Source organism: Bradyrhizobium sp. NBAIM01, from assembly GCF_020194115.1.
Lineage (GTDB): Bacteria > Pseudomonadota > Alphaproteobacteria > Rhizobiales > Xanthobacteraceae > Bradyrhizobium > Bradyrhizobium yuanmingense.
Window position 1 is genome coordinate 126881 of record NZ_JADYVU010000005.1, and the last position, 25446, is coordinate 152326.

Here is a 25446-nt window from a genome sequence, read left to right on the forward strand (position 1 = left end):
ACGACAACGCACGATTGGACATGGTCCCATGTGATGCGTTGTTGCGCAGGCCTGCCGCGCTGCTAATGTTTCAGGCGAATAATCAATTCCAGACCGGCCCGACCGGCCGCGGAAAGACAGTTTGTATGAATGACCACACGCGGCTCCGCGACGGCCATGCGCCGCATAGCGAGCTGGAGGGGTCGATGGCGGCGGTGGCGTTGGCCACCAATCCGGCCGTCGGCGCGCAGGCGCCGGGAACCGGCGTCTATGCGGCGCTGGACCTCGGCACCAACAATTGCAGGCTGCTGATCGCCTGTCCGACTCAGGACGGCTTTCGTGTGGTCGATTCCTTCTCGCGCATCATCCGGCTCGGGGAGGGCGTCTCGGCGACCGGGTGCATCAGCGACGCCGCGATCGAGCGCGCCATCGCCGCGCTCAGCATCTGCCGCGACAAGATCAATCTGCGGAAGGCACGGCGGCTGCGGCTGATCGCGACCGAAGCCTGCCGCGCGGCTTCGAACGCGGAAGGTTTCCGCAGCCGCGTTGCGGCCGAGACCGGCATCGAGCTCGAGGTGATCGACCGCGAGACCGAGGCCGCGCTCGCCGTGCTGGGTTGCTCGCCGCTGGTCGACCCCAGGGGGCGGGGCGCGATCCTGTTCGACATCGGCGGCGGCTCCACCGAGCTGGTGCGGATCGAGCGCGACGCCACCAATCCGGAGCCGCGCATAAAAGCCTGGATGTCGATTCCCTATGGTGTGGTCACGCTCGCTGAGCAGTTCGGCGGACGCGACGTCACGCCAGAGATCTATGCCGCCATGGAGCAGGAGGTCGCAAGCCACGTCGCGCCATTCGCCGAGGAGCACGGCCGCGATCTCGCCGACATGCACCTGCTCGGCACGTCGGGCACGGTGACGACGCTGGCCGGCATCCATCTCAACCTCGCGCGCTATGACCGCCGCCGCATCGACAGCATCTGGATGAACGATGCCGACATCACCGCGACCATCAACAAGCTGCTCGGCATGAGCTACGAGGAGCGTGCCGCCAACAGCTGCATCAGCGTCGAGCGCGCCGATCTCGTCCTGGCGGGCTGCGCCATCCTCGACGCTATCCGCCGCGCCTTTCCGCTGCCGCGCCTGCGCGTCGCCGACCGCGGCTTGCGCGAGGGCATGCTGGTCGAGATGATGCGCGAGGACGGTGCGCTCAGGAGCTGGTGAGTATGGCCAAGGACACCACCGGCCGCTTGCACGTTCAGGTCAAGACCGGCGGCAAGCGCAAATTGTCGTCGAAGCTGTGGCTGGAGCGGCAGCTCAACGATCCCTACGTCGCCAAAGCCAAGGCGGCGGGCTATCGCTCCCGCGCCGCGTTCAAGCTGCTGGAGATCGACGACAAGTTCCGGCTTCTGAAGCCTGGCATGGCCGTGGTCGATCTCGGCGCGGCGCCCGGCGGCTGGAGCCAGATTGCCGCCAAGCGCGTCGGATCATTGGAAGGCAAGGGCAAGGTCGTCGCCATCGATCTGTTGGAGATGCCCGAGATTCCGGGCGTGGATTTCGCGCAGCTCGACTTCATGGACAACGACGCGCCGGAGAAGCTCACCGCGATGCTGGGCGGCAAGGCCGACGTCGTGATGTCCGACATGGCCGCCAACACCACCGGCCACCGCAAGACCGACCAGCTCCGCATCGTCGGCCTGGTCGAGACGGCGGCGGCCTTTGCCTGCGACGTGCTCAAACCCGGCGGCACGTTCCTGGCGAAAACGTTCCAGAGCGGCGCCGACGCTGAGCTGCTGGCCCAGCTCAAGCGCGACTTCGCCACCGTGCGTCACGTCAAGCCGGCGGCGAGCCGGCAGGATTCCTCGGAACGCTACGTGCTGGCGACGGGATTTCGCGGCGGGGGAGCGGCGTAGCCTCGCACTCCGTCATTCCGGGGCGCCTCGAAGAGGCGAGCCCGGAATCCATGTCTCGACGCGTTCCGCGGTGCGATGGATTCTCAGATGCGCAATTGCGCATCATAGTTCGATGCTGCGCATCGCCCCGGAATGACCGAGGAGGTATTCACCCCAGCCGCTGATCCCGCACGTCCTGCGTATCCTCGGACGCCGCCTTGACCGCGGCCTTCTCTGCGCCCTTGCCGGCGCCCTTGCGGCTCGCGATCTCCACCGCCTTGCGCCCCGAAATCTCGTGGCCTGCGTCCGCGGGCATCTGCCAGAAGAACCAGCTCGAGGCCGCCGAGGTCAGCGCCACCACGACGAAGGCGGGCGCGAACACCGTGGCGTTGAGCTCGCTGACGTGGCTGAACCACATCGTCGTCTCGACACAGGCCGCGCCGACGGCGACGCCGGCCGAGATCGCGAGCTGCTGGTTGACGCTGACGAGGGTTGTGGCGCGGCTCATTTGCGCGGTCTCGACGTCGGCATAGGCGACCGTGTTGATCGCGGTGAACTGCAGCGAGCGGAAGAAGCCGCCGACCACCAGGATCACCATGATGATGAGCAGCGGCGTCGTCACCGTGAACAGCGCGCAGACCCCGAGAAAGAACGCGCTGACGATCGCGTTCACCGTCATCAAATTGCGGAAGCCGAAGGTGCGGATGATGCGCGCCGCCAGCGTCTTCATGCCCATCGCCCCGAGCGAGGAGGCAAAGGTGACGAGGCCGGAATGGAACGGCGACAGGCCGAAGCCGATCTGCATCAGGAGCGGCAGCAGGAACGGCAGCGCGCCGATGCCAAGCCGGAACAGGAAGCCGCCGAACACGGCGGCGCGCAGCGTCGGCAGCTTCAGGAGCGAGAAGTCCAGCACCGGCGATCCGGTCCGCCGCGCATGGATGACGTAGAGCGTCATCGAGATCGCACCGCCCACGATCAACGCGGCGACGGTGCTCCACGGCAGCAGGTTGAGGCCGGCGACGGAAAGGCCGAAGGCGATGCCTGCGAGCCCCAGCCCAGAGAGCACCATGCCGTAGAGATCGAACGGCTCGCGTTCCTCGCTCTTGATCGGGTCGATGTACTTCAGCGCCATGAAGATCCCGAGCAGCCCGATCGGGATGTTGATCAGGAAGATCCAGTGCCAGGACGCATAGGTCGTGATGAAGCCGCCGAGCGGCGGGCCGATCACGGGACCGATCAGGGCAGGGACCGTCACCCAAGCCATGGCGTTGACCAGCGCGCTCTTATCGACCGAACGCAGCAGCACGAGGCGCCCGACCGGCGTCATCATGGCGCCGCCCATGCCTTGCAGGATGCGCGCGAACACGAAGTCGGTGACCGAGGTCGAGAGCGCGCAGCCGACCGAGCCGACCATGAACACGCCGACGGCGATCGCGAACACCATCCGCGCGCCAAACCGGTCGGCGGTCCAGCCGCTCGCCGGAATGAACACCGCGAGCGACAGCAGATAGGAGGTGATCGCGAGCTTCAGCGTCAGCGGGCTGGTGCCGATGTCGGCCGCAATCGCCGGCAGCGAGGTGGCGATCACGGTCGAATCCATGTTCTCCATAAAGAGAGCCGTGGCCACGATCAGCGGAATGACGCGTTGCTTGTCGACCATGAGGGCAATGAAATCGGAAGGAGGAGTGGAGTTGCGGCTTATCACCGCCGTCCGCCGCCGACCATTGCGGATCCATGCATGGCACCTAAATCCCGCGTAACAACGGTGTGACCGTCTTTCGTCATTCCGGGGCGCGCCCACTTGGCGCGAAGCCGGAATCCATCGGACCGCAGCATCCGCTGCGCGATGGATTCCGGGCTCGCGACTTCGTCGCGCCCCGGAATGACCGGTGGAGGGACGGCGTACCGAGCCCAACCCCGCTGAATCGACCAAAAAACCCCTGTGCATGGCTGGCCAGCGGCCCGAATTGCTTTGATTCGTCACGCGGCCGTGCTATCGACCCGCGTCAACCCCACCGATGGGCTCCGATTCTCAAGGCGTTGCCGCAAGGGACGCCGAGGGCGGCGCTCATCCATTACCATTTGCGGCAGGGCCGCAGGAAGGAGTTGGCAGATGGCCACGGTGCAACTTCAGGGCATCCGCGAAGCCTTTACGTTCGACGACGTGCTGTTGAAGCCGGGCCTGTCCGACGTCATGCCGGGCGAGGTCGACATTCGCTCTCGCGTCACCCGCGCCATTCCGCTCAACATCCCGATCATGGCCTCGGCCATGGACACCGTCACCGAGGCCCGCATGGCGATCGCCATGGCGCAGGCCGGCGGCCTTGGCGTCATCCACCGCAATTTCGATCCCGAAGGGCAGGCCGCCCAGGTGCGGCAGGTCAAGCGCTACGAGTCCGGCATGGTGGTGAACCCGCTCACCATCAGCCCCGACGCCACGCTCGACGACGCGCTCAAGCTGATGAGCGATCACGGCATCTCCGGCATTCCCGTCGTCACCGGCGCCGGCAAGAACACGCCCGGCAAGCTGGTCGGCATCCTCACCAACCGCGACGTGCGCTTTGCCACCGACCGCCGGCAAAAAGTCTCCGAGCTGATGACCCGTGAAGGGCTCGTCACGGTCCGTGAGAATGTCAACCAGGATGAGGCGCGGCGGATGCTGCACCAGCACCGCATCGAGAAGCTGCTGGTGGTCGACGATCAATATCGCTGCGTCGGGCTCATCACCGTGAAGGACATGGAGAAGGCGGTTGCTCATCCGCTCGCCTGCAAGGACGGGCAGGGGCGTCTTCGCGTCGCTGCCGCCACCACGGTCGGCGATACCGGATTCGAGCGCACCGAGCGGCTGATCGATGCCGGCGTCGACCTTGTCGTCGTCGACACCGCGCACGGCCATTCCCGTCACGTGCTGCAGGCGGTGAACCGCATCAAGCGCCTGTCCAATTCGGTGCAGGTCGTCGCCGGCAACGTTGCCACCACGGAAGGCGCGCAGGCGCTGATCGATGCGGGCGCGGATTGCATCAAGGTCGGCATCGGCCCGGGCTCGATCTGCACCACGCGCATCGTCGCCGGCGTCGGCGTGCCCCAGCTCACCGCGATCATGGATGCGGTCGAAGCGGCGAAGAAGGCCGACATCCCCGTCATCGCCGATGGCGGCATCAAATTTTCCGGCGACCTTGCGAAAGCGCTCGCGGCCGGCGCCGACATTGCCATGGTCGGCTCGCTGCTCGCCGGCACCGACGAGACGCCCGGCGAAGTGTTTTTGTGGCAGGGCCGTTCCTACAAGGCCTATCGCGGCATGGGCTCGGTCGGCGCGATGGCGCGGGGATCTGCCGACCGCTACTTCCAGCAGGACATCAAGGACACGCTCAAGCTCGTGCCCGAGGGCATCGAGGGGCAGGTGCCCTACAAGGGCCCGGTCGGCAACGTCATGCACCAGCTCGCCGGCGGCTTGCGCGCCGCGATGGGCTATGTCGGCGCACGCGACATGAAGGAGCTGCACGACAAGGCCCAGTTCGTCCGCATCACCGGTGCGGGCTTGCGCGAAAGCCACGTCCACGACGTCACCATCACGCGCGAGAGCCCGAACTATCCGGGCGGGGGTTAGGCGCTTCGGTCGCGCGCGCGTTTTGCGCGCGATAAGATACTGCCGTGCTTAATTCGATCGGAGCGGCCCGCGACCGGATTTCGGATAAGCTCGTCGTCGCTGTCGCTCAGGTAAGGTTGAGATGCAATCCTACTCGGCGAATGGCGCTGCATCCACCAGATCAACCACCGAAGGCGCGCTGTATCCTTCGACAAAGCGTTCGCCGAAATCCCGGATGAAATTGTCGTAGCTTGTTTCCGGCCTGGTGCTTGCAATATGGCAGAAGCAGCGGCGGAATTGCCGCTTGATCTGCATTCGCGGGAATTCGGCGACGATCCGCGACACTTCGGCGGCGGGAATGACGTCGTATTGCAGCCCGATGACGTCGAAGCAGATGCCGGCTGTGGCGAGTGCAACCTCGCTCTCTTTGTAGAGAGCGATCGACGGGGTCGAGTTCAGCGCGACGCTGTCCCAGATCAGCTGGGCGCGGCGCCGGTCGAAGCCGCGCTCGGCGGCAAAGTGCCGCGCCTGGTCCGCGCCTTCGACCTCGAAGCGGCGCGGTCCGGCGAAGCTTTCATTCAGCGTGATGTCGTGCAGCAGGGTGCCGACCGCGAGCACCTCCTCATCGTGCACCACGTTCTGCAATTGTCCGAGCCTTGCCGCGAACAGCCACGAGCGGACGACGTGGTTGAACAGATACGGCGCGCAGTGCTGCCGCGCATGTTCGATTGCGGCATCGACTATGGGAGCGTCGGGAACGACGACGCCCGCGAGGGTGCGGTGGGCAGGTTTGTCCATGCTGCTGTCTTTCTCGTTGAGATCTGCAATTCAGGTGAACGAGATCGCTAGCTCCGGATGAATTTCAGCAGCTCGGCGTTGATCTGATCCTGATGGGTGGCCGTCAGGCCGTGCGGGGCCCCCGGGTAGTAGACGTCTTTGGCGCCCTTGATGAGCTTCGCCGATTTGCGCGCGGAGTCCTTGACCGGCACGATCTGGTCGTCCTCGCCGTGCAGGACTAGGGTCGGCACATCGAACTTCTTCAGATCCTCGGTGAAATCAGTTTCCGAAAAGGCTTTGACACTCTCATAGGCATTCTTGGCGCCTGCCTGCATGCTCCACAGCCAAAACTGGTCGAGCGTGCCCTGCGAGACTTTTGCACCAGGCCGGTTTGCGCCGTAGAAGGCAATCGCCAGATCCTCGTAGTATTGCGACCGGTCGCCGGCGACGCCTGCACGAATGGCGTCGAACACCTCGATCGGAAGTCCCTCCGGGTTGGCTTCGGTCTTCAGCATGATCGGCGGCACCGCCGCGATCAGTACCGCCTTGGCGACGCGACCGGTACCATGGCGGCCGATATAGCGTGCGACCTCGCCACCGCCGGTGGAATGGCCGATCAGCGTGGCGTCGCGTAAATCAAGCGCTTCGATCACCGCGGCGAGATCGTCCGCATAGCCGTTCATGTCGTTGTGCTCCGAGGCCTGGCTGGAGCGACCATGACCGCGCCGGTCGTGCGCGACGACGCGAAAGCCGTGCTGGGCAAGGAACAGCATCTGGCCGTCCCAGGCGTCTGCATTCAGCGGCCAGCCGTGCGAGAAGGTCACGACGGGGCCTTGGCCCCAGTCCTTGTAATAGATCTCGGTGCCGTCCTTGGTGGTGATCGTGCTCATCGTTTTGCGTCCTTTGGGGTGAGGAGAGGGTTGTGGAGCCAGTCGGCGAGCCGGGTCCGCCCGAGCTGTGGCTCGTCGCCCGGCGTCAGCGACTGATCGTTCAGGGGCAGGCCGAAATAGTCCGCCCGGATATCGGGGATCACTCGGCGTGTGTCGCCCCTGGCGGCCAGAACCTGCTGTGCAAACTCATCGAGGCCACGCCTTTCGGGACCAGCGATCTCGATTATGCGGTTGCGAGGCGGACCAAGCGCCAATTCGGTCAGTGTGGCCGCGACGTCGTCGGCAGCGACGGGCTGGAGATGCGCAGGCGACAGCCGGATCACGTCGCCCTCGGCGCCGCCTGCGATGATCGCGTCGATGAATTCGAAGAACTGGGTCGCGCGCAGGATGGTGTATGGAAGGCTTGATGCTTGGATGAGCTCCTCTTGCACAAGCTTTGCGCGAAAATAGCCGCTCGTCTGCAGTCGGTCGGTACCCACCACCGACAGCGCGAGATGATGCTTCACCTCGGCGGCGGTTTCGGCCGCCAGCAGGTTGCGGCCCGAGGTCCGGAAAAAATCCATCGCGTTCTTGTCGTCGAAGGCGGGCGAATTCGAGACGTCGATTACGACTTGTGCACCGTCGACTGCTTCGGCGAGGCCCTCGCGGGTCAATGTGTTGACGCCGGAGGAGGGCGAGGCCGCGACCACCTGGTGGCCTTTGGCCTGAAGCCTGCGCACCACATTGCTTCCGATCAGGCCGCTGCCGCCGATCACCACGATCTTCATTGTGCCCTCGCGTCTCGTTCGCTCCAGATGCGGCAGGATGCGCCGGAATCCGGCCCAAGACCTTGGTATGGACGTGCAGCGCCCTTGGTTTTCGCTTGAAATCTACTTGGAGTTTCGTCCAAACAGGGCGCAGCAGCCTCGGCTGGGGTGCGCCGAGAGCGGGATGCCGCTCGGGTTTCAATCAGGGTCTTTGTGGTGCGGTTCACCTTCGAAGCCTATGTCCTCGATGAGGACCGGCGGGAGTTGCGGCGGGACTCCGAGGCGGTCAGCCTCACGCCGCAGGCTTTCGATCTGCTGCTGTATCTGGTGCGCAACCGCGGCCACGTCGTCAGCAAGAATGATCTGTTCGACAGGGTCTGGGGCGGGCGGATCGTCTCGGAATCGACGCTGGCCAGCCACATCAACGCTGTGCGCAGGGCGCTGGAAGACAGTGGAGAGGGACAGCGGCTGATTCGAACCGTTCCGCGCAAGGGGTTCCGCTTCGTCGGCGAGGTGCACGTAGCGGGCGATCAGCGCATCGCGATCGTGCCGTCGGCGGAGAAGCCGGTTGCCGCGCTCGACCTGCCCGACCGGCCCTCGATCGCAGTGCTGCCGTTTCTGAACCTGAGCGGGGACCCCGCTCAGGACTACTTCGCCGACGGCGTCGTCGAAGACATCATCTTCGGTCTGTCGCGAATCCGCTGGCTGTTCGTGATCGCCCGCAATTCCAGCTTCACCTACAAGGGCCGCGCGGTCGATGTGAAGCAAATTGGCCGCGAACTGGGCGTGCGCTACGTCCTGGAAGGCAGCGTGCGCCGCTCCGCTGGCCGCGTGCGCATCACCGGACAATTGATCGACGCCTCTACCGGCGCTCATCTGTGGGCTGAGCGGTTCGAGAGCGCGATGGACGACATCTTCGAACTGCAGGACCAGATCACCGCCAGCGTCGTCGGCGCGATTGCGCCGCAGCTTGAGCTCGCCGAAATCGAACGCGCCAAGCGCAAGCCGACCGAAAGCCTCGATGCCTACGACTATTATCTCCGCGGGCTGGCGCAATTCCACACCGCGACCCGCGACGGAATCGATGCGGCGTTGCCACTGTTCTACGGGGCGATCGATCGCGATCCGGACTTTGCTGCGGCTTATGGCATGGCGGCGTGGTGCTTTTACTGGCGCAAGATGAATCGCTGGCTCGCAGACCGCGCCGCCGATGGCGCCGAGGCGGCGCGGTTGTGCCAGCGCGCGGTGACGCTGAACAAGAACGACGCAGTTGCATTGTGCCGTGGCGGCCACGCATGGCCCCATTTCGGCGGCGATCTGGACACCTGCGTCGCCCATGTAGACCGCGCGCTGGTGCTCAATCCGAATTCGTCGACGATCTGGTATCTCGGCGGGTATCAACGAATCTCGATGGGCGAACACGACAGCGCGATCGACTATTTCAATCGCGCCATGCGGCTCAGCCCGCTCGACCCCGAGATATTTCAGATGCAGACCGGGATCGCGATGGGACATCTGTATTGCCGCCGCTTCGACGAGGCGGTGGCGTCACTGCAGCGGGCATCGCGGCAGATGCCGAACGTCCTGCGGGTGGCCGCCTTCATGGCGGCGAGCCACGCGCTGGCCGGGCGGATGGACGAAGCCCGTGAAGCGATGGCCCACGTCCGCAGGCTGGATCCGACTTTACGGGTCGGCGTTTTGGACGATTGGCTGCTTGTCCGCCGCCCGCAGGATTTCGCGCTCGCCTCGGAGGGCATGCGGATGGCCGGGCTACCCGAATGAAGGACGCCGTGTCGGCACAAGTGCTGGAAACGGCGACAACAGATCTGAACAGGCTTGATCGGCGATAGGCCTTGATTAGACGCCGACGCGCCCTCGGCTCCGAGGGGCCAACCGCTCACCGCTTTTGTGTTGACGCGCCTCGCTGCCTCCGCTTCCGTCCGTATCGAAAGACAAAAGGAGGAAGCCATGGCCCAAGCCAAACGCATCGTTCTCGCCGCGCGTCCCGTCGGCGAACCCAAGCCGTCTGATTTTCGCCTGGAGGAATTCGCCGTTCCGACGCCAGGGCAGGGCGAAGTCCTGCTGCGCACGATCTGGCTGTCGCTCGATCCCTATATGCGCGGGCGCATGAGCGAAGGGCCGTCCTACGCAGCTCCGGTGCCGGTCGGCGGCGTGATGGAAGGCGAGGCGGTCAGCGAGGTCGCGGCCTCAAACAATCCTGATTTCGCGGTCGGCGACATCGTGCGCATCCGCTCCGGCTGGCAGACTCATGCGATCTCGAACGGCAAGGGCCTGATTAAGGTGGACCCCAAGCTCGGGCCGATCTCGACCTCGATCGGTGTGCTCGGCATGCCCGGCATGACCGCCTATACGGGCCTGCTCGACATCGGCAAGCCGCAACAGGGCGAGACCGTCGTCGTTGCCGGTGCCTCCGGCGCGGTCGGCTCGGCGGTGGGGCAGATCGCCAAGATCAAGGGCGCCCGTGCGGTCGGCATCGCCGGCGGCAAGGACAAGTGCGACTACGTGATGAAGGAGCTCGGCTTCGATGCCTGCATCGATCATCGCGATCCCGCTCTCGCCGCCAAGCTGAAGGACGCCTGCCCTGGGGGTATCGACGTCTATTTCGAAAATGTGGGCGGTGCCGTGTTCGAGGCGGTGTTCCCGCTGCTCAACCCGTTTGCGCGCGTGCCGGTGTGCGGCCTGATCGCCCATTACAACGACACCGAGGCCAAGCCGCCGAAATGGGCCGCCAGCCTGATGCGCGCCACGCTGACCAAGCGGCTGACCTTCCGCGGCTTCATCGTCTCCGACTTCGCCGCCCGCCACGGAGACTTCCTGCGCGACATGTCCGGCTGGGTTCGCGACGGCAAGGTCAAGTACAAGGAGTTCGTCACCGAGGGCCTGGAAAGCGCCCCCGGCGCCTTCATAGGCCTGCTGAAGGGGGCCAATTTCGGCAAGCAGCTGGTCCGGGTCGGGCCGGACAAGGCCTAGGCATGATCCGGAAAAGTGCGAAGCGGTTTTCCGGAAAGATCATGCCAAAACAACAACCTAAAGCGCGAGCGCATTCATCGCGCTTTAGGCGACAGGGACTGGGCCTTACGTGGCCCCGCGGGCACACGCCGCGTGGGGATAGTTAACAAAGAGTCACCAAATGGTCACACCTGTCCGCAAAAGCCGCAGGTGTGACCGCCGGTTCATTGACGGCCGGACGAAGGCATTGAATCATCGCGCATATTTTAGGTGCTGCGATGTTAGAGATTGGTATTTTCTGCGTCATCCTCCTGGCCGTCGGCTATTGGGCGACCATGTTCATCATGGGCCGTCGCGACGACGTCATCCATGGCAAGTTCGTTCACGCCGAGGACGAGGGCGAATTCGCCCCGGCCGCAATGCCTGCGCCTCCGCCATTCCCGAAGCGTCCCGTGAAAGCTGCGCAGCGCCCCGCTGCCCAGCCAGCCAGCACCGAGGCCAAGCCGGTGAACAGCGCCGCGCTGCAATCGCTGCTCGCCGCGATCCAGCAGGATCTCAAAAGCGTGGCTTGAGTCTTCCGCGAGGCCGCAACACAAGAGCGGCTGAGGTTCAGCCGCACATGTGCGCCATGGCTGTGACAGCCCGCTACAGCATGATTCGGAAAAGTGGGTAGCGGTTTTCCGAAAAGCTCATGCTCAAACAGTAACCCAAAGCGCGATGACGATTCATCTTAGTCGCATCGCGCTTTAGGCGGCGTGCCGCATGCGTTCGATACTCTGAGTAATATGGTTTCCTGCATCGTCAGCGACCTTCAAAGACATGTCCGCCATCCGGCGGCTGGTATCGAGGGCGCTTCTGATCGAATCGCGCATCAGATCGGTCTGCACAGCCGCCAAATCCTGCGGAGTTCGGCAGCGCCAGAGTTCATTCATACGGTCCATGGTCCTCTCGATCTGCTGTCGAACGAAATCGAAGTACTCGCGTGAGACGCCGTTCATTCCTTTGACGACCGCGGTTGTAGAGTACATGATTGCTTCAGCGTTGCGGACCGATCGTTCTGTTGCCTGCTCCGTTTCATTGCCCGTCACACCGAACGTGCGACCAAGCTGATCAGCAGACCGGCCCAACATCACAGTGGCCATGTCGACGCCGAAGCGCCAACTGTTTTGCAACATCTCGGCATTCTGTTGCAGCAGGTGACTGCTGGCTTGGGCCACCTCCTCGCTGGCCTCAGCGGTAGCTAAGCCGATCCGTCTGGTTTGCTCAGCGGTCCTTTCGGCGGCGCGGCGCATTGTGTCCTCAGGGCTTTGCGTAGACTTTTCCTCCTGGCGTGGATTAGCCATCTGTTGCTCCTTGATTATTGTTGGTGACGTCGGATCCTCTCCGTCACAGGTGCGATCCTTAGCGGCCAACGTGGGCATTTCTGGACCGTTCCGGGGCACGTGATTTTTAATCAATCCTCCGCGATCGCGCGCAGGAACGAGCGCTTCAACTTCCAATTACTCCATGGATTGGTTCACTTGCTTGGCACCGCGGGTCTCATGTTCATACCCTCGATCATCAAGGGTCAGTAATGACCACCGCTGAAACCGTGTTGCTCATCGCTGCCTTGTTATTGGCGCTTCTCATCGTCGGTAACATCGGCTTCTCCAAACTGGCCGAGTGGAGGAACCCACCAATCGGCAAGTTCCTCGAATGCGACGGCGTAGTGCTCCACTATGTCGATCGAGGGGATCCGGCCGCTCCTTGCGTCGTGCTGCTCCATGGCAACGGATCCATGATCCAGGACTTCACGATCAGCGGTCTGGTCGATCTTCTTGCCCGCACCAATCGCGTGGTGTGCTTCGATCGCCCAGGCTTTGGCTATAGTCAGCGGCCGCGGCTCCGAATATGGACCGCGGCAGCTCAAGCCGCTCTGTTGGCGAAGGCGCTCAATCAACTTGGAATCCGCAATCCGGTTGTGCTCGGCCATTCTTGGGGCGCCTTGGTCGCTATCGCTCTCGCCGTGCGAAAGGATTATCCGACCCAGGGTCTTGTGCTTGCGTCAGGGTACTATTTCCCGACCGGCCGATTGGACGTGTGGCTGATGTCAGGTCCAGCCATACCGGTCCTGGGCGACCTGGTCAGTTACACTGTCGCGCCGATCGTTTCGTGGGCCGTCCTGCCAGGAGCTCTCCGCAAGATCTTTGCGCCCCGTTCTGTCCCGCAGACGTTCAGGAATGAATTTCCAGCGTCTTTGGTGCTCAGGCCCACACAGTTGAGGGCGGCTGCGGAGGAAAGTGCACTCCTCATTCCAACTGCAACACAATTCCAAGCTTATTATCCAGCCATCGGCGAGCGAGTGCAGATATTCCACGGAACAGAGGACCAAGTGATCGAATTCAGACAAGCGCAGGATTTACATCAAGCACTGCCTCGGTCCGATCTTCACCTTGTTCCAAATGCCGGGCACATGGTCACGTACGCAGACCCCGCCGCCATCGTGGAGGTCGTCAACTCAATGACGAACTCCTGAGATCGGCAGCGACGGCCGTCACTGGGCCTTGCCGCGTGCAGGCGCAGCAACCGGCCGCAATTCCATTCTTGATATGCCTGCTGCGACGTTCACACCTGTCTGCGCCTGGACGGACACCGGCTGCAAGGCGATCGTACGATCCGAGCCGCCCACCAGGAGGTTGGCACCAACTCCGGCGCCGACAGTGCCGCCGGCGGTCGCGCCCGCATAAGTTCCGGCCAAGGCTGCCCGGCGAACTGTCGTTGGCGCAAACACGGTCCAAACGAGCTGACCGCCGGACGTGGCTCCTATGTCGAGACCAAGCGTGCTGACGGTGCCTTCGTAAGCCTCGCGCGCCCTGCCTCGTGCCGATGCATAGATGCAGCTCAGCTGCCGTTGTCCCGCAACAATCATGCCGACTCCGGGCGATATGTTGCACGTGAGTGTGCCGACTCTCGAGCGCCCAGCCTCCTGCGCCGTTGCCGGAACCATCGTGAGGACGAGTGCCAAGGCCGCGCAAGCCGTGGCCAAATTGGTCAGCCTCGCTTCATTCAGCGTTGTCCTGGTCATGGGGCCTCCATCGACGTAGTCTGATCGTCCTTCAATGCGCGCGGAGCCAGCGATGTTCCTGTTGGTCGCAAGCCGAAGCTCCAGAACCACGAGACAGGCCTCGCTTACGGGGTCGGGATGTGGAGCACGCGTGTCCGGCTCTGCGCTAGGTGTTGAGTGACAGGCGGACATCAAGCGCGCCTACTGCACGCAGCCGATTTTATCAGTGCCCGTCGCCCATCTGGATGAGCAGCTCCTCGATATCGACATCGACCTGGCCGGCCGCCCTGATGTGGCGGACCTCGAGACTGTCGGCCTGGAAGCGGTATTCGACCAGGCCGACTTCCTTGATCGCGATCCGGTCCTGGCGCTGATCGTTGATGACGAAGCCCGCTGACGGCGCCCAGACGTGGCGGGTGTGGCGGAAGGTGAAGTCGCGGCGCTGGTGCACGTGCCCGCTGGCGATGAGACGCAGGTCGACCTTGCCGAACATCTCGATCAGCCGCGCCCGCGCCGGCTGCGGCACGTAGCGGATCGACGTCTCCGGCGTCTCGGGATCGTCGGGCAGGTTGAGAAACAGCGGCTTGTGCAGGAACAGCGCGATCGGCTTGCCGTTCGTGCGCGCGATCTCGCCAGACAGCCAGTCGAACTGCTCGGCCTCGAAGGCGAGGCCCGAATTCATCACCAGCGAATTGAGGCCGATGAAGCACCAGCCTGCGGCCTCGAACGACCAATGGTCTTCGCCGATGATGTCGCAGAACTGCCGGCGGTGGGTCTCGCTGACCGGCGGCTTCGGCGCCGGCCCGATCGCGGTCGGATTGTCCCCGATATCGTGATTGCCGGGGAGATAGCGGCAGGTGACCGGCAGGGCGTCGTGCAGGCCTTTCGCGAATTCAAGGTCGTCGCGGCTGGTCGGCCCGTCGAATGAGACGTCGCCGGTGTTGACGACGAGATCGGGTCTGCCGGCGCCGATGTGCTCGCTGATGCGATGGAAGTTGGCGATCAGGCCGGGAAAGCGCCGGCCGAGATGGGTGTCGGAAATCTGCGTGAGACGAAATTCGGGCATGCGATCATCCTACCCGTCGCCGCGCGTCGGAACGATGACGGGCCGGGCATGGATCGCAACGAACAAAGTTTAAAGCACGCGATAGCGGATGGTGTAGCCGTCCTGCGGGGCGACGGCAGCGGCGAGCGGGGAAGCGATGCGGTCGGCGAGGTGCCAGGGGCCGAACTGGCCGGAGCGATGCGGCTCGGCCGGCAGGCGGAGGCGGAACTCGAAGACGCCCTTGCCTGAGAGGTTCACGACCAGAACGCGATCGGCCGTGCGGTGGTTAAGCACCACTGCGCCGCGCAGCACGGCCCGGCCGTCCGAGAGGTCGCGCACGCCGTCCACCAGCGCCAATGTCTGGTTGCGGTCGGTGTGCAGCTCGATCTGGCTGTCGCCCACCGCCGCCAGCATCTCCCGGGGCATGCGGATCTCGAACTCGACGGCAGGCTTGGAGGGGTTGAGACCGAGATAGGCGAGCGCCGCGTGACGCATGTCGTAGGCGGCAAAGGCGAACAGCGCGAGCGCGGCCAAGGTCGCCAGGCCATGCCGGGCGACGTCCCGCCAGGTCCGATAGCTCAGGCGGAAGTAGACCGTCATGGCCAACGCGACCGCGAGCGCTGCCGCGATCCCCGACAGTGCCGACATCAGGAGGCCGAGCTGGCCCGCGGCGGCTTCGCTGAACAAGCTGGACAAGGAATTCATGGCTGTCTCGCCTCGGGGCCCAAGGGGCCGAAATCGCTTCAACAATCTGGGGTTGGTCGGGGAAGCGGGAATGCCGGTTCAAGTCGTTCATTGTCAGCGCCAAAAGTCGCGGCTAATGACGTCGGCGGCATTTCGCCTCCCGGGAAAGTTCCGATGTCCGTTCAAATGGTCCTGCTGCCGGTCTTCGTGCAGGTCGCTCTCACCTTCGCGCTGCTGATCGGCATGGTCCTGGCGCGCCGCAAGACCTTGGTCTCCGGCGAGACCAAGATCCGTGACATTGCGCTCGGCGAGCCGAACTGGCCGAAGGGCGCCACACAAATCGCCAATTGCTACCGCAACCAGTTCGAGCTGCCGGTGCTGTTCTATGTCCTGATTGCGCTGGCATTGCCCTTGCGCCGCGCCGATCTCTTCATCGTGCTGATGTCCTGGGTGTTCGTGGTGACGCGCTTTGCCCATGCCGGCGTGTTCGTTTCCTCCAACGATCTCGGCCGCCGCTCCACGGTCTGGCTCGCCGGCGTGCTGGTGCTGCTCGCGATGTGGATTTACTTCGCGCTGAAGCTTTTGCTGCTGATCTAGGCGCTGCGCACCACTTGAAAGAACCCAAATGACCCCCGCTGCCCGGCTGTCCGCAGCCATCGAACTGATCGACACCATCGAGAGGGACCGCGTGCCCGCGGCGAAGGCGCTGAAGGAGTGGGGCACCGCGCACCGCTTCGCCGGTTCCGGCGACCGCGCCGCCATCGCCGGCCTCGTCTGGGATGTGCTGCGCCGCTACGCCTCGAGCGCCTGGCTGATGGATTCCGATACCGCGCGGGCCCGGCTGATCGGCATGCTCCGCCTCGAGCGCAACATGGACACGGCGACCATGGGCGCCTTGTTCGACGGCAGCCGCTTTGCGCCGGCGCCGCTGACCGAGGCCGAGCAGGCTGCGCTCGCCTCGCGCTCCCTCCAGGACGCACCTGCCGCCGTCGCCGGGGACTACCCGGAATGGCTCGACCCGCACCTTGCAAAAGTGTTCGGCGAGGATCGCGCCGCGGAGGCGGCCGCGATGGCGAGCCGGGCGCCGCTGGACCTGCGCGTCAACACGCTAAAATCCAACCGCGACAAGGCGCTGAAGGCGCTTTCTCATCTTCATGCAAAACCGACGCCCTGGTCCGCAACCGGCCTGCGCATCGAGCTTTCGGCCGATGCGCGCAACCCCGGCATCCAGGCGGAGGAGGATTTCATCAAGGGCGCGATTGAAGTGCAGGATGAGGGATCGCAGCTTGCGGCCCAGTTTACAGCGGCAAAACCCGGCGAGCAGGTGATCGATCTCTGCGCCGGCGCCGGCGGCAAGACGCTGGCGCTGGCCGCCCTGATGCAGGGCAAGGGCCGGCTGATCGCGACCGACCGCGACAAGCGCCAGCTCGCGCCGATCCATGAGCGGCTGTCGCGGGCCGGCGTCCACAACGCCGAAATCCGCACGCCCAAGGGCGAGGCCGATTCGCTTGCCGACATCCGCAGCACCGCCGACCTCGTCGTGATCGACGCGCCCTGCACCGGAACCGGCACCTGGCGCCGCAACCCCGATGCCAAATGGCGCATGCGCCCCGGTGCGCTGGAGATCCGCCTGCGTGACCAGGCCGAGGTGCTGGAGCGCGCGGTTCCGCTGGTCAAGCCGGGCGGCCGCATCGCCTACATCACCTGTTCGGTGCTGGCGGAGGAGAACGGCGAGCAGGTGAGGGCGTTCGTCGGCCGACACGGCGAGTTCTCGGTTGTCCCGCCCGAGCAGACCGCAAGCGTGCTCTGGGACAAGGCGGAAGCCTTTGGCGAGGCTGCGCTGCAGTCAGCCGAGGGCTGGCTGATGACGTCGCGCCGGACCGGGACGGATGGGTTTTTCGTGTCGGTGCTGAAAAAGACGGGCTGATCGACGTTGTCATTCCGGGGCGCGCGTAGCGCGAGCCCGGAATCCATCGAGCGGCGGCCGCGGATCCATCGATTCCGGGTTCGCCCTGCGGGCGCCCCGGAATGACATCAAAAACAAAAGCCCCGCAGACCGATCCCGGTCGCGGGGCTTTCGAGTTCCAACGTTCTGCCGGTACGTCCGCGGTCAGAACGGTGCGAGGGCGTTAGCCGACGCGGAGATTGTCAGCCGACGACTTGCCGCTGCGGCGGTCGGCGACGATGTCGAACGAGACCTTCTGACCCTCGTTGAGGGAGGAGAGGCCAGCGCGCTCGACGGCGCTGATGTGAACGAACACGTCCTTCTGGCCGTCATCCGGCTGGATGAAACCATAACCCTTTTGGGTATTGAACCACTTCACGGTGCCCATAGCCATGGGAATTTCCTTGTTTAGTTAGAGAGGTACGCACGCAGACCGGTACGCAGCATTGCGCCCATAGTCCCTGATGAGTCGATGTTTGGAGAATTCATCTGAAGCGTGCGCGCCCGTCAGCAACGAAGCGAAGCGGCCCAGTCGTTCGGCCAAGTATCGATGATCACAATATAGCGAGAATTTGGGGCCACTTCAAGGCACCACCCGTGGCCCGAAACGTCCCGCCACTTTGCTATTTCGCGGTGCAAATTAACCGTCGGCGCGCTTCAGTCGACGATGAAGAGCGTCGCCCCCGTCGTCGTCGAGGACCGGTGCGCGGCGTCGCCGAAGTCCGATACCTGGTAGCTCATCCCCGCCGTGAGCTTGAATTTGCGCCCGTCGCGCAACTCAGAGTCGAGCTCGCCCTTCAGCACATAGAGCACGTGGCCGCGATCGCACCAGTGATCGGCGAGATAGCCCGGCGAGTACTCCACCATCCGCACGCGGAGTTCGCCGATGTTGAGCGTGCGCCATGTGGCCTCGCCGCTCTCGCCGGGATGCGTGGTCGGCTCAACCTTGCTCCAGTCGGTGACGGTGAAGGGGGAGGTGGGGAGTTTCATGGGGGCGATCCTGTCTCGGAGCCGGCGCCGCTTTTGTTAGCGCACGCTGTTGCCTCCGTCATTGCGGGCGCGAGGCGTTGATCGTCGCCCCGATGTGGCCGCTTTTTCTTGGAGCGCTCGTTGGCGTTGCGACGACGTTTGCGTTGACCAAATTAGGTAAATATCACTTACCTAAGCGCCTCGTGTCTATGCCCAAAGAAGCATGTGGGCGCGCCACCACCGCGGTTGCGGCCCGCGCGCCGCCAGCGTATTGGCTGGCCATGACAGCAGCACAGAACGACCGCTCCGCGTCGACGCCCTCGGTGGCCTCGGCGCACGACAAGATTCTCATCGTCGACTTCGGCAGCCAGGTGACGCAGCTGATCGCGCGCCGCGTGCGCGAGGACGGCGTCTATTGCGAGATCGTCCCGTTCAACAAGGCGGAGGCCGCCTTCGAGGAGATGAAGCCGAAAGCGGTGATCCTGTCCGGCGGCCCGGAATCGGTGCACGAGGCCGGCTCGCCCCGCGCCCCGCAACTCATCTTCGATTCCGGCGTGCCGGTGATGGGCATCTGCTACGGCCAGATGACCATGGCGGCCCAGTTAGGGGGCGAGGTCGAGGGCGGCCATCACCGCGAATTCGGCCGCGCCGATGTCGAGGTGAAGGCCGAGAGCCAGCTGTTCGCAGACGTCTGGTCGTCAGGCAGCAAGAACCAGGTCTGGATGAGCCATGGCGACCGCATCACCAGGATGCCGCCGGGCTTCTCCGTCGCCGGCACCTCGCCGAATGCGCCCTTCGCAATCATCCAGGACGAGAAGCGCAAATATTACGGCCTGATGTTCCACCCCGAAGTGGTGCACACGCCCGACGGCGCAAAGCTCATCCGCAACTTCGTGCGCAAGATCGCCGGCCTCACCGGCGACTGGACCATGCGCGCCTTCCGCGAGGAGGAGATTGCAAAGATCCGCCAGCAGGTCGGCAAGGGCAGGGTGATCTGCGGCCTCTCCGGCGGCGTCGATTCGGCCGTTGCGGCCGTCTTGATCCACGAGGCCATTGGCGATCAGCTGACGTGTGTGTTCGTCGATCACGGCTTGATGCGCCTCAACGAGGCCGAGCAGGTCGTCGACCTCTTCCGCCACCATTACAACATCCCGCTCGTGCACGTGGACGCCTCCAAGCAATTCCTCGGCGAGTTAGAGGGCGTCACCGACCCCGAAGCCAAGCGCAAGACCATCGGCCGCCTCTTCATCGAGGTGTTCGAGGCTGAGGCCAAGAAGATCGGCGGCGCCGATTTCCTGGCGCAAGGCACGCTCTATCCTGATGTGATCGAGAGCGTCTCCTTCACCGGCGGACCTTCCGTCACCATCAAGTCGCACCACAATGTCGGCGGCCTTCCTGAGCGCATGAACATGAAGCTCGTCGAGCCCCTGCGCGAGCTGTTCAAGGACGAGGTGCGCAAGCTCGGCCGTGAGCTCGGCCTGCCCGAAATTTTCGTCGGCCGCCATCCGTTCCCGGGCCCGGGCCTTGCCATCCGCTGCCCCGGCGACATCACCAGGGACAAGCTCGACATCCTGCGCAAAGCCGACGCCGTCTACATCGACCAGATCCGCAAGCACGGCCTCTACGACGAAATCTGGCAGGCGTTCGCCGTGCTGCTTCCCGTGAAGACCGTCGGCGTCATGGGCGACGGCCGCACTTACGATTACGTCGTTGGCCTGCGCGCCGTGACCTCGACCGACGGAATGACCGCGGACTTCTACCAGTTCGACATGAAGTTCTTAGGGGAGACCGCGACGCGGATCATCAACGAGGTGAAGGGCGTGAACCGCGTGGTGTATGATGTGACCAGCAAGCCGCCGGGGACGATCGAGTGGGAGTGATCTGGTTGGTTGGCACGGCCCGGAACCAGAAAGGTGAAACCCTGGAACGCCCGCAGAGATGCGGGCTTCTTCGTTTTCAAGCTGGTGCTTGCGAGCGCCGGCAAGACTCGCGTCGCTGGCACAGGGTCCATCTTTGCCAAGATCGATAGGTAGCGCACCGTCAGCTTGCGGCGGATCTGGCAACATTTTCTCGAAGTCGAAGGAGGAGTTGCGATGACCATCTCGACAAGCGAAGTGGAACAGTTCTTTGAACGATATGCCCAAGCCTTCAGAGATGGCTTGGACGGTACTCTTGATGAGGAGTTTTTTCGTTCGCTTTTTTTCAACCAATATATCGCTGCAGGACCAAAGGGTGTCATGGCAGGGGACAACGATCACGCTTTTGTCGAGCGGATTTCAAAAGGATACGAGCGCTACCGTCAGATCGGAAACAAGGCGGTCACCGTCTCCGAGATCGAGATGCATTCGATCGATGAAACACATTGCCTCGTCCACGTGGGCTGGAGCAGCGAATTCGAGAAAGATGGCAGGCGTATCGACGTGCCTTTTACCAATGCCTATCTGCTTGAGCAGAATGATGGGCTGCTGAAGGTTTTCGGCTGGATTACGGGTGATGAAGTTCAACTGCTCAAGGACAATGGCCTCTTGTGAGGCTTGCCCAACGGCAGCGCGTCAACCGCAACTCGTCCGTTGCAGGCCGTGCGCGGGGTAGGACATTCCGGCATATTGAGATGGTAATGTGCCGAGGATAGCCTTCAAGGACAGCGCCCGCAGAATGCTCAAAACCCTCGACATCGGATGTTCGAGGCAGCTGGAACAAGCGTAGGTTGAAAGCGTTAGCTGCGGGCCGCACTTGATGTCGGGGGCGGAGCTATGTCCGACTTATTACCCAGCGCGTTGGATCTCGCGCGCTTCCAGTTTGCCTTCACGGTGGTCTGGCACTTCCTATTTCCGGCCTTCACCATCGGGCTGGCGAGCTATCTTGCCGTGCTCGAAGGGCTGTGGCTGTGGACGGGCCGCGGCGCCTATCTAGATACCTACCGCTATTGGCTGAAGATTTTCGCCGTCGCTTTCGCCATGGGCGTGGTGTCGGGCTTGGTCATGTCATACCAGTTCGGCACGAATTGGTCGGTGTTTGCCGACAAGACATCCCCGGTGCTCGGGCCGCTCCTCGGCTACGAGGTGCTGACGGCATTCTTTCTCGAGGCCGGCTTCCTTGGAGTCATGCTCTTCGGCCTGGGACGCGTTGGCCCGCGCCTGCATTTCGTCGCGACCTGTTTCGTCGCGGGCGGCACCTTGCTCTCGGCCTTCTGGATTCTAGCCGCAAATTCCTGGATGCAGACGCCGGCAGGACACGCGATGGGAGCGGACGGCCAATTCATCCCCGAGAGCTGGCTCGCGATCATCTTCAATCCGTCGTTCCCCTATCGGTTCGCCCATACGGTCACCGCGGCTTACCTGACCACCGCGATGATCGTGGGAGCCGTGGGCGCCTGGCACCTGCTGCGGAACAGGATGAACGAACGCGCTCGCATCATGTTCTCAATGGCGATGTGGATGGCCGCGATCGTGGCCCCGCTACAGCTTCTGATCGGCGATCTGCATGGGGTGAATTCGTATCACCACCAGCCCACCAAGGTCGCCGCCATGGAGGGTCACTTCGAGACCGAGCGCCGCGCGCCTTCCATCCTGTTCGGAATGCCGGACGCCGAAGCCGGGGTGACGCGCGGCCAAATTGCCATTCCTGGCTTTGCGAGCCTCTATCTCACGCATAGCCTTGATGGAGAGGTCAAGGGGCTCAAGGCTTTCCCGAAAGACACCTGGCCGACCAACATTCCGCTCGTCTTCTGGGCGTTCCGCATCATGGTCGGCTTGGGGATTCTGATGATCGTGCTCGGCATGGCCTCGCTCGTTCTGCGTTGGCGCGACGCTCTGTACGACAGGCCATGGCTGCACCGCTTTGCCGTGGCCATGGGGCCGTCGGGGCTGATCGCTGTGACGGCTGGATGGACAGTGACGGAAGCGGGACGCCAGCCATTCACGGTTTATGGACTGCTGAGGACCGCCGATAGCGTGGCGCCGATCGCAGCGCCGGCGGTGGCCGCGTCTCTGGCGGCATTCGTTGTCGTGTACTTTGTCGTGTTCGGCGCGGGGATTGCTTATCTGTTTCACCTCTTCCGCCAGACCCCTGAAGCCGGCGAGCACGGACCGCCACAAGGCCAGCCGGTCCGCACGGCCGGCATCACGCCGGCGCCAGCCTTGATAGCAGGGTCAGACACGCACAGAGCAGAGCCGCGGCAAGCGGGGATCCGGCCATGAGCATCGACCTCACATTGATTTGGGCGCTGCTGATCGCCACGGCCGTGCTGCTCTACGTCGTGATGGACGGCTTCGACCTCGGCGTCGGCATCCTGTTTCCGGCCGAGGTGGCGAGGCCCGATCGCGATGTCATGGTCAACTCGGTGGCACCGGTCTGGGACGGCAACGAAACCTGGCTCGTCCTCGGTGGCGGCGGATTGTTCGCCGTGTTTCCACTGGCCTACGCGACGATTTTTCCTGCGCTTTATATGCCGCTCATTCTGATGCTGCTGGCGCTGGTGTTCCGCGGAGTAGCCTTCGAAATGCGGTTTCGAGCGCGGACGTCGGCTGGTGAAATATGGTGGGACCGCGCCTTCTCGTGGGGCAGCTTTGCGGCCGCATTGCTCCAGGGCGTTTGCCTTGGTGCCATCGTGCAGGGCATCCGCGTGGAGGGGCGTGCTTACGCCGGCGGGTGGTGGGACTGGCTGACGCCTTTCTCGGTTTTGACCGGTATTGCCCTTGTCGTCGGCTACGGCCTGCTCGGCGCATGCTGGCTGATCTGGAAGACCGACGGCGCGCTTCAGGCACGCTGCCGCAACTACGCACGCGTTCTCGGATTTGCGACACTCGGCTTCATCGCCCTCATATCACTGATGATGGTCATCCAAAGCCCTGCGTTCCGGGAGCGATGGCTGACGCTGCCGAACATGCTTTACGCAGCGCCTGTGCCAGTTCTCTTGGCCCTGTTGGCATGGCGCTTTCACCGCGCGCTCGCAAAGGGCGAGGATGGGATGCCGTTCCTGTGCGCGCTGGGCTTTTTCCTGCTGTCCTATGCCGGGCTGGGCATTAGCATGTGGCCGATGATCGTGCCGCCCTCGATTACGATCTGGCAGGCAGCCACGCATCCCAGCAGCCAGTTGTTCCTGCTCGTCGGCGCGGCGGTGCTGGTACCGGTGATCCTTGTCTATACCGGCTACGTCTATTGGATCTTCCGCGGCAAGGTGCGGCACGGCGAGGGGTATCACTGATGCTGCGCGCATCGCGGACTTGGAGGCAGCTGCTATGGTTCGCGACGCTGTGGGCTGCAGGTGTCACCACGCTCTTCGTGATCGCATTGCCGATCCGGTGGTTGCTCAAGGCGGGATGAGGAATCCGGAGCGGGCAGGATCGGCAGGCTGCCACTCCTCTCGGCATAGTGCGGCGCTGCGAGCCCCTCGCGTGCCATGCTTGGCCACGTCATCCCGACTGTGCGTAGCTCCCCGGCACAAACGTCGGATGCCCGACCTCTGCTCCCGTGATACGACATCCGCATCGTCTCCAAGGAGCCCGCTTAATGTCCGTCGCGACTGCCGCCAGCCAGCAGCCTGCTGCCGCTGAAACCGACCCCGAAACCCTCGGCTATATGCGCGGCTTCCCGCCATCCCCCGACCGCCTCATCACCTTCCAGGACGGCTCGTTCCGCAGCTTCCCCGAGTTGCGCTGGGCCTGGAGCAACATCCGCCAGCTGGTGCCAACCGTGAACGTCTGGCGCGGGGCGGGGCCGGCATCGGTGCTGCCGCGCGCGGAGCATGACATCGGCGCGGTCGCCTCGACCACGATGGACGGGCGTCCCATGACCTTCGAGAAGATGCTGGAGGAGACCTACACCGACGGCATCGCGGTGCTGCACCGGGGCAAGCTGATCTATGAGCGCTATTTCGGCGCGTTGAAGCCGCACAAGCCGCATATCGCGATGTCCGTGACGAAGTCGTTCACCGGCGTGCTCGCGGGGATTCTGGTCGCCGAGGGCAGGATCGACCCGCAGGCGCCCGTCACGGACTATGTGCCGGAGCTGAAGCCAAGCGCGTTCGGCGATGCGCGTGTGCACGAGGTCATGGATATGACCACGGGGCTCGCCTACACCGAAATCTACACCGACAAGAATTCCGACGTGTGGGGCCTGCGGCGCGCCAACGGCATGGCGCCGATCCCTCCGGGCTATGACGGCCCCACCACCATCTTCGATTTCCTCATCGCGCAGAAGAAGCAAGGCGAGCACGGCAAGGCCTTTGCCTACAAGACCGTCAACACCGACGTGCTCGCGTGGATCATCAGGCGCGCCAGCGGCCTGACGCTGTCCGAGCTCCTGTCCGAGCGGATCTGGCAGCCGATGGGCGCTGAGGAGGACGCGCATTATCACGTCGACCGCATAGGCACCGAGAGCGGCGGCGGCGGTCTCTCCACGACATTGCGCGATCTCGCTCGCTTTGGCGAGACCATGCGCAACCACGGCCGCTTCAACGGCCGCCAGATCGTGCCGTCGCAGGTGGTCGAGGACATCGCGCGCGGCGGCGATCCCGAAAAATTCAAGCCGGCCGGCTACACCACACTGCCGGGCGCCTCCTACCGCAATCAATGGTGGATCACGCACAATGAGCACGGCGCCTACATGGCGCGCGGCGTCTACGGCCAGGGCATCTACATCGATCCCAAGGCCGAAATGGTGATCGCACGCTACGCCTCGCATCCCATGGCAGGCAACGCCGCCAACGATCCCGTGACGCTGCCGGCCTACAGGGCGCTAGCCAAAGCGCTAGTGGTCGGTGCGTAGGGTGGATTGGCCTGCGGCTGCGCGAAGCGCAGTCCGCCGGCGTAATCCACCATCTCTCGCCGCGCCGTGTCGGCAATGGCGGATTACGCCTTCGGCTAATCCGCCCTACGAGCCGGCGAAGGCGCTGATGCCCGGCGGGTAGGGCGTCGCAGCTCG

At 64.0% G+C, this 25446-nt stretch carries 24 protein-coding genes; 14 read left to right on the forward strand and 10 right to left on the reverse strand.

Annotated features, from left to right (window positions below; genetic code table 11):
* The first annotated feature begins 125 nt into the window (after positions 1–125).
* Both I6F31_RS18330 and I6F31_RS18335 read left to right on the forward strand, forming a co-directional pair.
* The gene (locus I6F31_RS18330) at positions 126–1199 is read left to right on the forward strand and encodes a Ppx/GppA phosphatase family protein (protein WP_036001035.1); all 1074 of its coding nucleotides are present in this window, start codon (positions 126–128) and stop codon (positions 1197–1199) included.
* Between the two features lie 2 nt (positions 1200–1201).
* Positions 1202–1888, forward strand: a complete 687-nt coding sequence (locus tag I6F31_RS18335) for an RlmE family RNA methyltransferase (RefSeq protein WP_036022539.1) — start codon at positions 1202–1204, stop codon at positions 1886–1888.
* A 148-nt stretch (positions 1889–2036) separates the two neighbouring features.
* On the opposite strand, the gene I6F31_RS18340 is transcribed toward I6F31_RS18335, so the two are convergent.
* Positions 2037–3527: an MDR family MFS transporter gene (locus I6F31_RS18340; protein ID WP_225141541.1), complete on the reverse strand. Its 1491-nt coding sequence runs from the start codon at positions 3525–3527 to the stop codon at positions 2037–2039.
* A 453-nt stretch (positions 3528–3980) separates the two neighbouring features.
* On the opposite strand from I6F31_RS18340, the gene guaB reads away from it, so the two are divergent.
* Complete coding sequence (guaB, locus tag I6F31_RS18345; RefSeq protein WP_109144053.1) at positions 3981–5474, forward strand: IMP dehydrogenase; 1494 nt, start codon at positions 3981–3983, stop codon at positions 5472–5474.
* Between the two features lie 129 nt (positions 5475–5603).
* On the opposite strand, the gene I6F31_RS18350 is transcribed toward guaB, so the two are convergent.
* Genes I6F31_RS18350 through I6F31_RS18360 form a run of 3 tightly spaced genes read right to left on the reverse strand, consistent with a single transcriptional unit; the run spans position 5604 to position 7887 of the window.
* Positions 5604–6251: a hypothetical protein gene (locus tag I6F31_RS18350; RefSeq protein ID WP_036001024.1), complete on the reverse strand. Its 648-nt coding sequence runs from the start codon at positions 6249–6251 to the stop codon at positions 5604–5606.
* 47 nt (positions 6252–6298) lie between these two features.
* Positions 6299–7120 carry an alpha/beta hydrolase gene (locus I6F31_RS18355; protein WP_225185898.1) on the reverse strand — a complete coding sequence of 274 codons (822 nt, stop codon included), beginning with the start codon at positions 7118–7120 and terminating at the stop codon, positions 6299–6301.
* Positions 7117–7887 carry an SDR family oxidoreductase gene (locus I6F31_RS18360; RefSeq protein WP_225185899.1) on the reverse strand — a complete coding sequence of 257 codons (771 nt, stop codon included), beginning with the start codon at positions 7885–7887 and terminating at the stop codon, positions 7117–7119. Before I6F31_RS18360 ends, I6F31_RS18355 begins: the two co-directional genes overlap by 4 nt.
* A 195-nt stretch (positions 7888–8082) precedes the next feature.
* Between I6F31_RS18360 and I6F31_RS18365 the strand changes: the two genes are divergently transcribed.
* The 3 genes from I6F31_RS18365 (at position 8083) to I6F31_RS18375 (ending at position 11408) form a co-directional block, all read left to right on the forward strand.
* Complete coding sequence (locus I6F31_RS18365) at positions 8083–9648, forward strand: winged helix-turn-helix domain-containing tetratricopeptide repeat protein (protein ID WP_225185900.1); 1566 nt, start codon at positions 8083–8085, stop codon at positions 9646–9648.
* A 186-nt stretch (positions 9649–9834) separates the two neighbouring features.
* Entirely contained in the window at positions 9835–10857 is a 1023-nt protein-coding gene (locus tag I6F31_RS18370; RefSeq protein ID WP_225185901.1) for an NADP-dependent oxidoreductase, read from the forward strand.
* Between the two features lie 257 nt (positions 10858–11114).
* On the forward strand, positions 11115–11408 hold the full coding sequence (locus I6F31_RS18375; RefSeq protein ID WP_225125753.1) for a hypothetical protein: 294 nt from the start codon (positions 11115–11117) through the stop codon (positions 11406–11408).
* Between the two features lie 174 nt (positions 11409–11582).
* On the opposite strand, the gene I6F31_RS18380 is transcribed toward I6F31_RS18375, so the two are convergent.
* Entirely contained in the window at positions 11583–12335 is a 753-nt protein-coding gene (locus I6F31_RS18380; RefSeq protein ID WP_225185902.1) for a phasin family protein, read from the reverse strand.
* 74 nt (positions 12336–12409) lie between these two features.
* On the opposite strand from I6F31_RS18380, the gene I6F31_RS18385 reads away from it, so the two are divergent.
* Entirely contained in the window at positions 12410–13351 is a 942-nt protein-coding gene (locus tag I6F31_RS18385; RefSeq protein ID WP_225185903.1) for an alpha/beta hydrolase, read from the forward strand.
* 18 nt (positions 13352–13369) lie between these two features.
* Here the strand turns inward: I6F31_RS18385 and I6F31_RS18390 are convergent, their stop codons facing one another.
* The 3 genes from I6F31_RS18390 to I6F31_RS18400 form a co-directional block, all read right to left on the reverse strand.
* Positions 13370–13900, reverse strand: a complete 531-nt coding sequence (locus tag I6F31_RS18390) for a DUF992 domain-containing protein (RefSeq protein WP_050995857.1) — start codon at positions 13898–13900, stop codon at positions 13370–13372.
* A gap of 202 nt (positions 13901–14102) precedes the next feature.
* Positions 14103–14945 carry a metallophosphoesterase gene (locus I6F31_RS18395; RefSeq protein WP_225185904.1) on the reverse strand — a complete coding sequence of 281 codons (843 nt, stop codon included), beginning with the start codon at positions 14943–14945 and terminating at the stop codon, positions 14103–14105.
* Between the two features lie 69 nt (positions 14946–15014).
* Positions 15015–15629, reverse strand: coding sequence for a hypothetical protein (locus I6F31_RS18400; RefSeq protein WP_036000995.1), 615 nt, complete (start codon positions 15627–15629; stop codon positions 15015–15017).
* A gap of 153 nt (positions 15630–15782) precedes the next feature.
* Here I6F31_RS18400 and I6F31_RS18405 point away from each other — a divergent pair, with 153 nt between their 5' ends.
* Together I6F31_RS18405 and I6F31_RS18410 are read left to right on the forward strand one after the other, a co-directional pair.
* On the forward strand, positions 15783–16205 hold the full coding sequence (locus I6F31_RS18405) for an MAPEG family protein (RefSeq protein ID WP_036000992.1): 423 nt from the start codon (positions 15783–15785) through the stop codon (positions 16203–16205).
* Between the two features lie 28 nt (positions 16206–16233).
* Positions 16234–17535: an RsmB/NOP family class I SAM-dependent RNA methyltransferase gene (locus I6F31_RS18410; protein WP_225185905.1), complete on the forward strand. Its 1302-nt coding sequence runs from the start codon at positions 16234–16236 to the stop codon at positions 17533–17535.
* Positions 17536–17737: 202 nt separating this feature from the next.
* Here I6F31_RS18410 and I6F31_RS18415 read toward each other — a convergent pair whose 3' ends face one another.
* Both I6F31_RS18415 and I6F31_RS18420 read right to left on the reverse strand, forming a co-directional pair.
* The gene (locus I6F31_RS18415; RefSeq protein WP_008141931.1) at positions 17738–17947 is read right to left on the reverse strand and encodes a cold-shock protein; all 210 of its coding nucleotides are present in this window, start codon (positions 17945–17947) and stop codon (positions 17738–17740) included.
* Positions 17948–18210: 263 nt separating this feature from the next.
* The gene (locus tag I6F31_RS18420) at positions 18211–18543 is read right to left on the reverse strand and encodes a DHCW motif cupin fold protein (RefSeq protein WP_036000985.1); all 333 of its coding nucleotides are present in this window, start codon (positions 18541–18543) and stop codon (positions 18211–18213) included.
* Positions 18544–18803: 260 nt separating this feature from the next.
* On the opposite strand from I6F31_RS18420, the gene guaA reads away from it, so the two are divergent.
* The 5 genes from guaA to I6F31_RS18445 all read left to right on the forward strand — a co-directional run bounded on the left by guaA (position 18804) and on the right by I6F31_RS18445 (position 25290).
* Positions 18804–20402: a glutamine-hydrolyzing GMP synthase gene (gene guaA, locus I6F31_RS18425; RefSeq protein ID WP_036000981.1), complete on the forward strand. Its 1599-nt coding sequence runs from the start codon at positions 18804–18806 to the stop codon at positions 20400–20402.
* Positions 20403–20615: 213 nt separating this feature from the next.
* Positions 20616–21053: a hypothetical protein gene (locus I6F31_RS18430; RefSeq protein ID WP_036000978.1), complete on the forward strand. Its 438-nt coding sequence runs from the start codon at positions 20616–20618 to the stop codon at positions 21051–21053.
* Between the two features lie 222 nt (positions 21054–21275).
* A complete protein-coding gene (locus I6F31_RS18435) occupies positions 21276–22721 on the forward strand; it encodes a cytochrome ubiquinol oxidase subunit I (RefSeq protein ID WP_036000976.1) in 1446 nt (481 codons plus the stop codon).
* Positions 22718–23728, forward strand: coding sequence for a cytochrome d ubiquinol oxidase subunit II (gene cydB / locus I6F31_RS18440; protein WP_036000973.1), 1011 nt, complete (start codon positions 22718–22720; stop codon positions 23726–23728). Before I6F31_RS18435 ends, cydB begins: the two co-directional genes overlap by 4 nt.
* A 305-nt stretch (positions 23729–24033) precedes the next feature.
* Complete coding sequence (locus I6F31_RS18445) at positions 24034–25290, forward strand: serine hydrolase (RefSeq protein WP_036000967.1); 1257 nt, start codon at positions 24034–24036, stop codon at positions 25288–25290.
* Positions 25291–25446: the final 156 nt, after the last annotated feature.

Excerpts from the sequence above, each read along its gene's own strand:
- I6F31_RS18330 (WP_036001035.1), top strand. The coding sequence starts at position 126 with ATGAATGACCACACGCGGCTCCGCGACGGCCATGCGCCGCATAGCGAG.
- I6F31_RS18335 (WP_036022539.1), top strand. The coding sequence starts at position 1,202 with ATGGCCAAGGACACCACCGGCCGCTTGCACGTTCAGGTCAAGACCGGC.
- I6F31_RS18340 (WP_225141541.1), bottom strand. The coding sequence starts at position 3,527 with ATGGTCGACAAGCAACGCGTCATTCCGCTGATCGTGGCCACGGCTCTC.
- guaB (WP_109144053.1), top strand. The coding sequence starts at position 3,981 with ATGGCCACGGTGCAACTTCAGGGCATCCGCGAAGCCTTTACGTTCGAC.
- I6F31_RS18350 (WP_036001024.1), bottom strand. The coding sequence starts at position 6,251 with ATGGACAAACCTGCCCACCGCACCCTCGCGGGCGTCGTCGTTCCCGAC.
- I6F31_RS18355 (WP_225185898.1), bottom strand. The coding sequence starts at position 7,120 with ATGAGCACGATCACCACCAAGGACGGCACCGAGATCTATTACAAGGAC.
- I6F31_RS18360 (WP_225185899.1), bottom strand. The coding sequence starts at position 7,887 with ATGAAGATCGTGGTGATCGGCGGCAGCGGCCTGATCGGAAGCAATGTG.
- I6F31_RS18370 (WP_225185901.1), top strand. The coding sequence starts at position 9,835 with ATGGCCCAAGCCAAACGCATCGTTCTCGCCGCGCGTCCCGTCGGCGAA.
- I6F31_RS18375 (WP_225125753.1), top strand. The coding sequence starts at position 11,115 with ATGTTAGAGATTGGTATTTTCTGCGTCATCCTCCTGGCCGTCGGCTAT.
- I6F31_RS18385 (WP_225185903.1), top strand. The coding sequence starts at position 12,410 with ATGACCACCGCTGAAACCGTGTTGCTCATCGCTGCCTTGTTATTGGCG.
- I6F31_RS18390 (WP_050995857.1), bottom strand. The coding sequence starts at position 13,900 with ATGACCAGGACAACGCTGAATGAAGCGAGGCTGACCAATTTGGCCACG.
- I6F31_RS18395 (WP_225185904.1), bottom strand. The coding sequence starts at position 14,945 with ATGCCCGAATTTCGTCTCACGCAGATTTCCGACACCCATCTCGGCCGG.
- I6F31_RS18400 (WP_036000995.1), bottom strand. The coding sequence starts at position 15,629 with ATGAATTCCTTGTCCAGCTTGTTCAGCGAAGCCGCCGCGGGCCAGCTC.
- I6F31_RS18405 (WP_036000992.1), top strand. The coding sequence starts at position 15,783 with ATGTCCGTTCAAATGGTCCTGCTGCCGGTCTTCGTGCAGGTCGCTCTC.
- I6F31_RS18410 (WP_225185905.1), top strand. The coding sequence starts at position 16,234 with ATGACCCCCGCTGCCCGGCTGTCCGCAGCCATCGAACTGATCGACACC.
- I6F31_RS18415 (WP_008141931.1), bottom strand. The coding sequence starts at position 17,947 with ATGGCTATGGGCACCGTGAAGTGGTTCAATACCCAAAAGGGTTATGGT.
- I6F31_RS18420 (WP_036000985.1), bottom strand. The coding sequence starts at position 18,543 with ATGAAACTCCCCACCTCCCCCTTCACCGTCACCGACTGGAGCAAGGTT.
- guaA (WP_036000981.1), top strand. The coding sequence starts at position 18,804 with ATGACAGCAGCACAGAACGACCGCTCCGCGTCGACGCCCTCGGTGGCC.
- I6F31_RS18430 (WP_036000978.1), top strand. The coding sequence starts at position 20,616 with ATGACCATCTCGACAAGCGAAGTGGAACAGTTCTTTGAACGATATGCC.
- I6F31_RS18435 (WP_036000976.1), top strand. The coding sequence starts at position 21,276 with ATGTCCGACTTATTACCCAGCGCGTTGGATCTCGCGCGCTTCCAGTTT.
- cydB (WP_036000973.1), top strand. The coding sequence starts at position 22,718 with ATGAGCATCGACCTCACATTGATTTGGGCGCTGCTGATCGCCACGGCC.
- I6F31_RS18445 (WP_036000967.1), top strand. The coding sequence starts at position 24,034 with ATGTCCGTCGCGACTGCCGCCAGCCAGCAGCCTGCTGCCGCTGAAACC.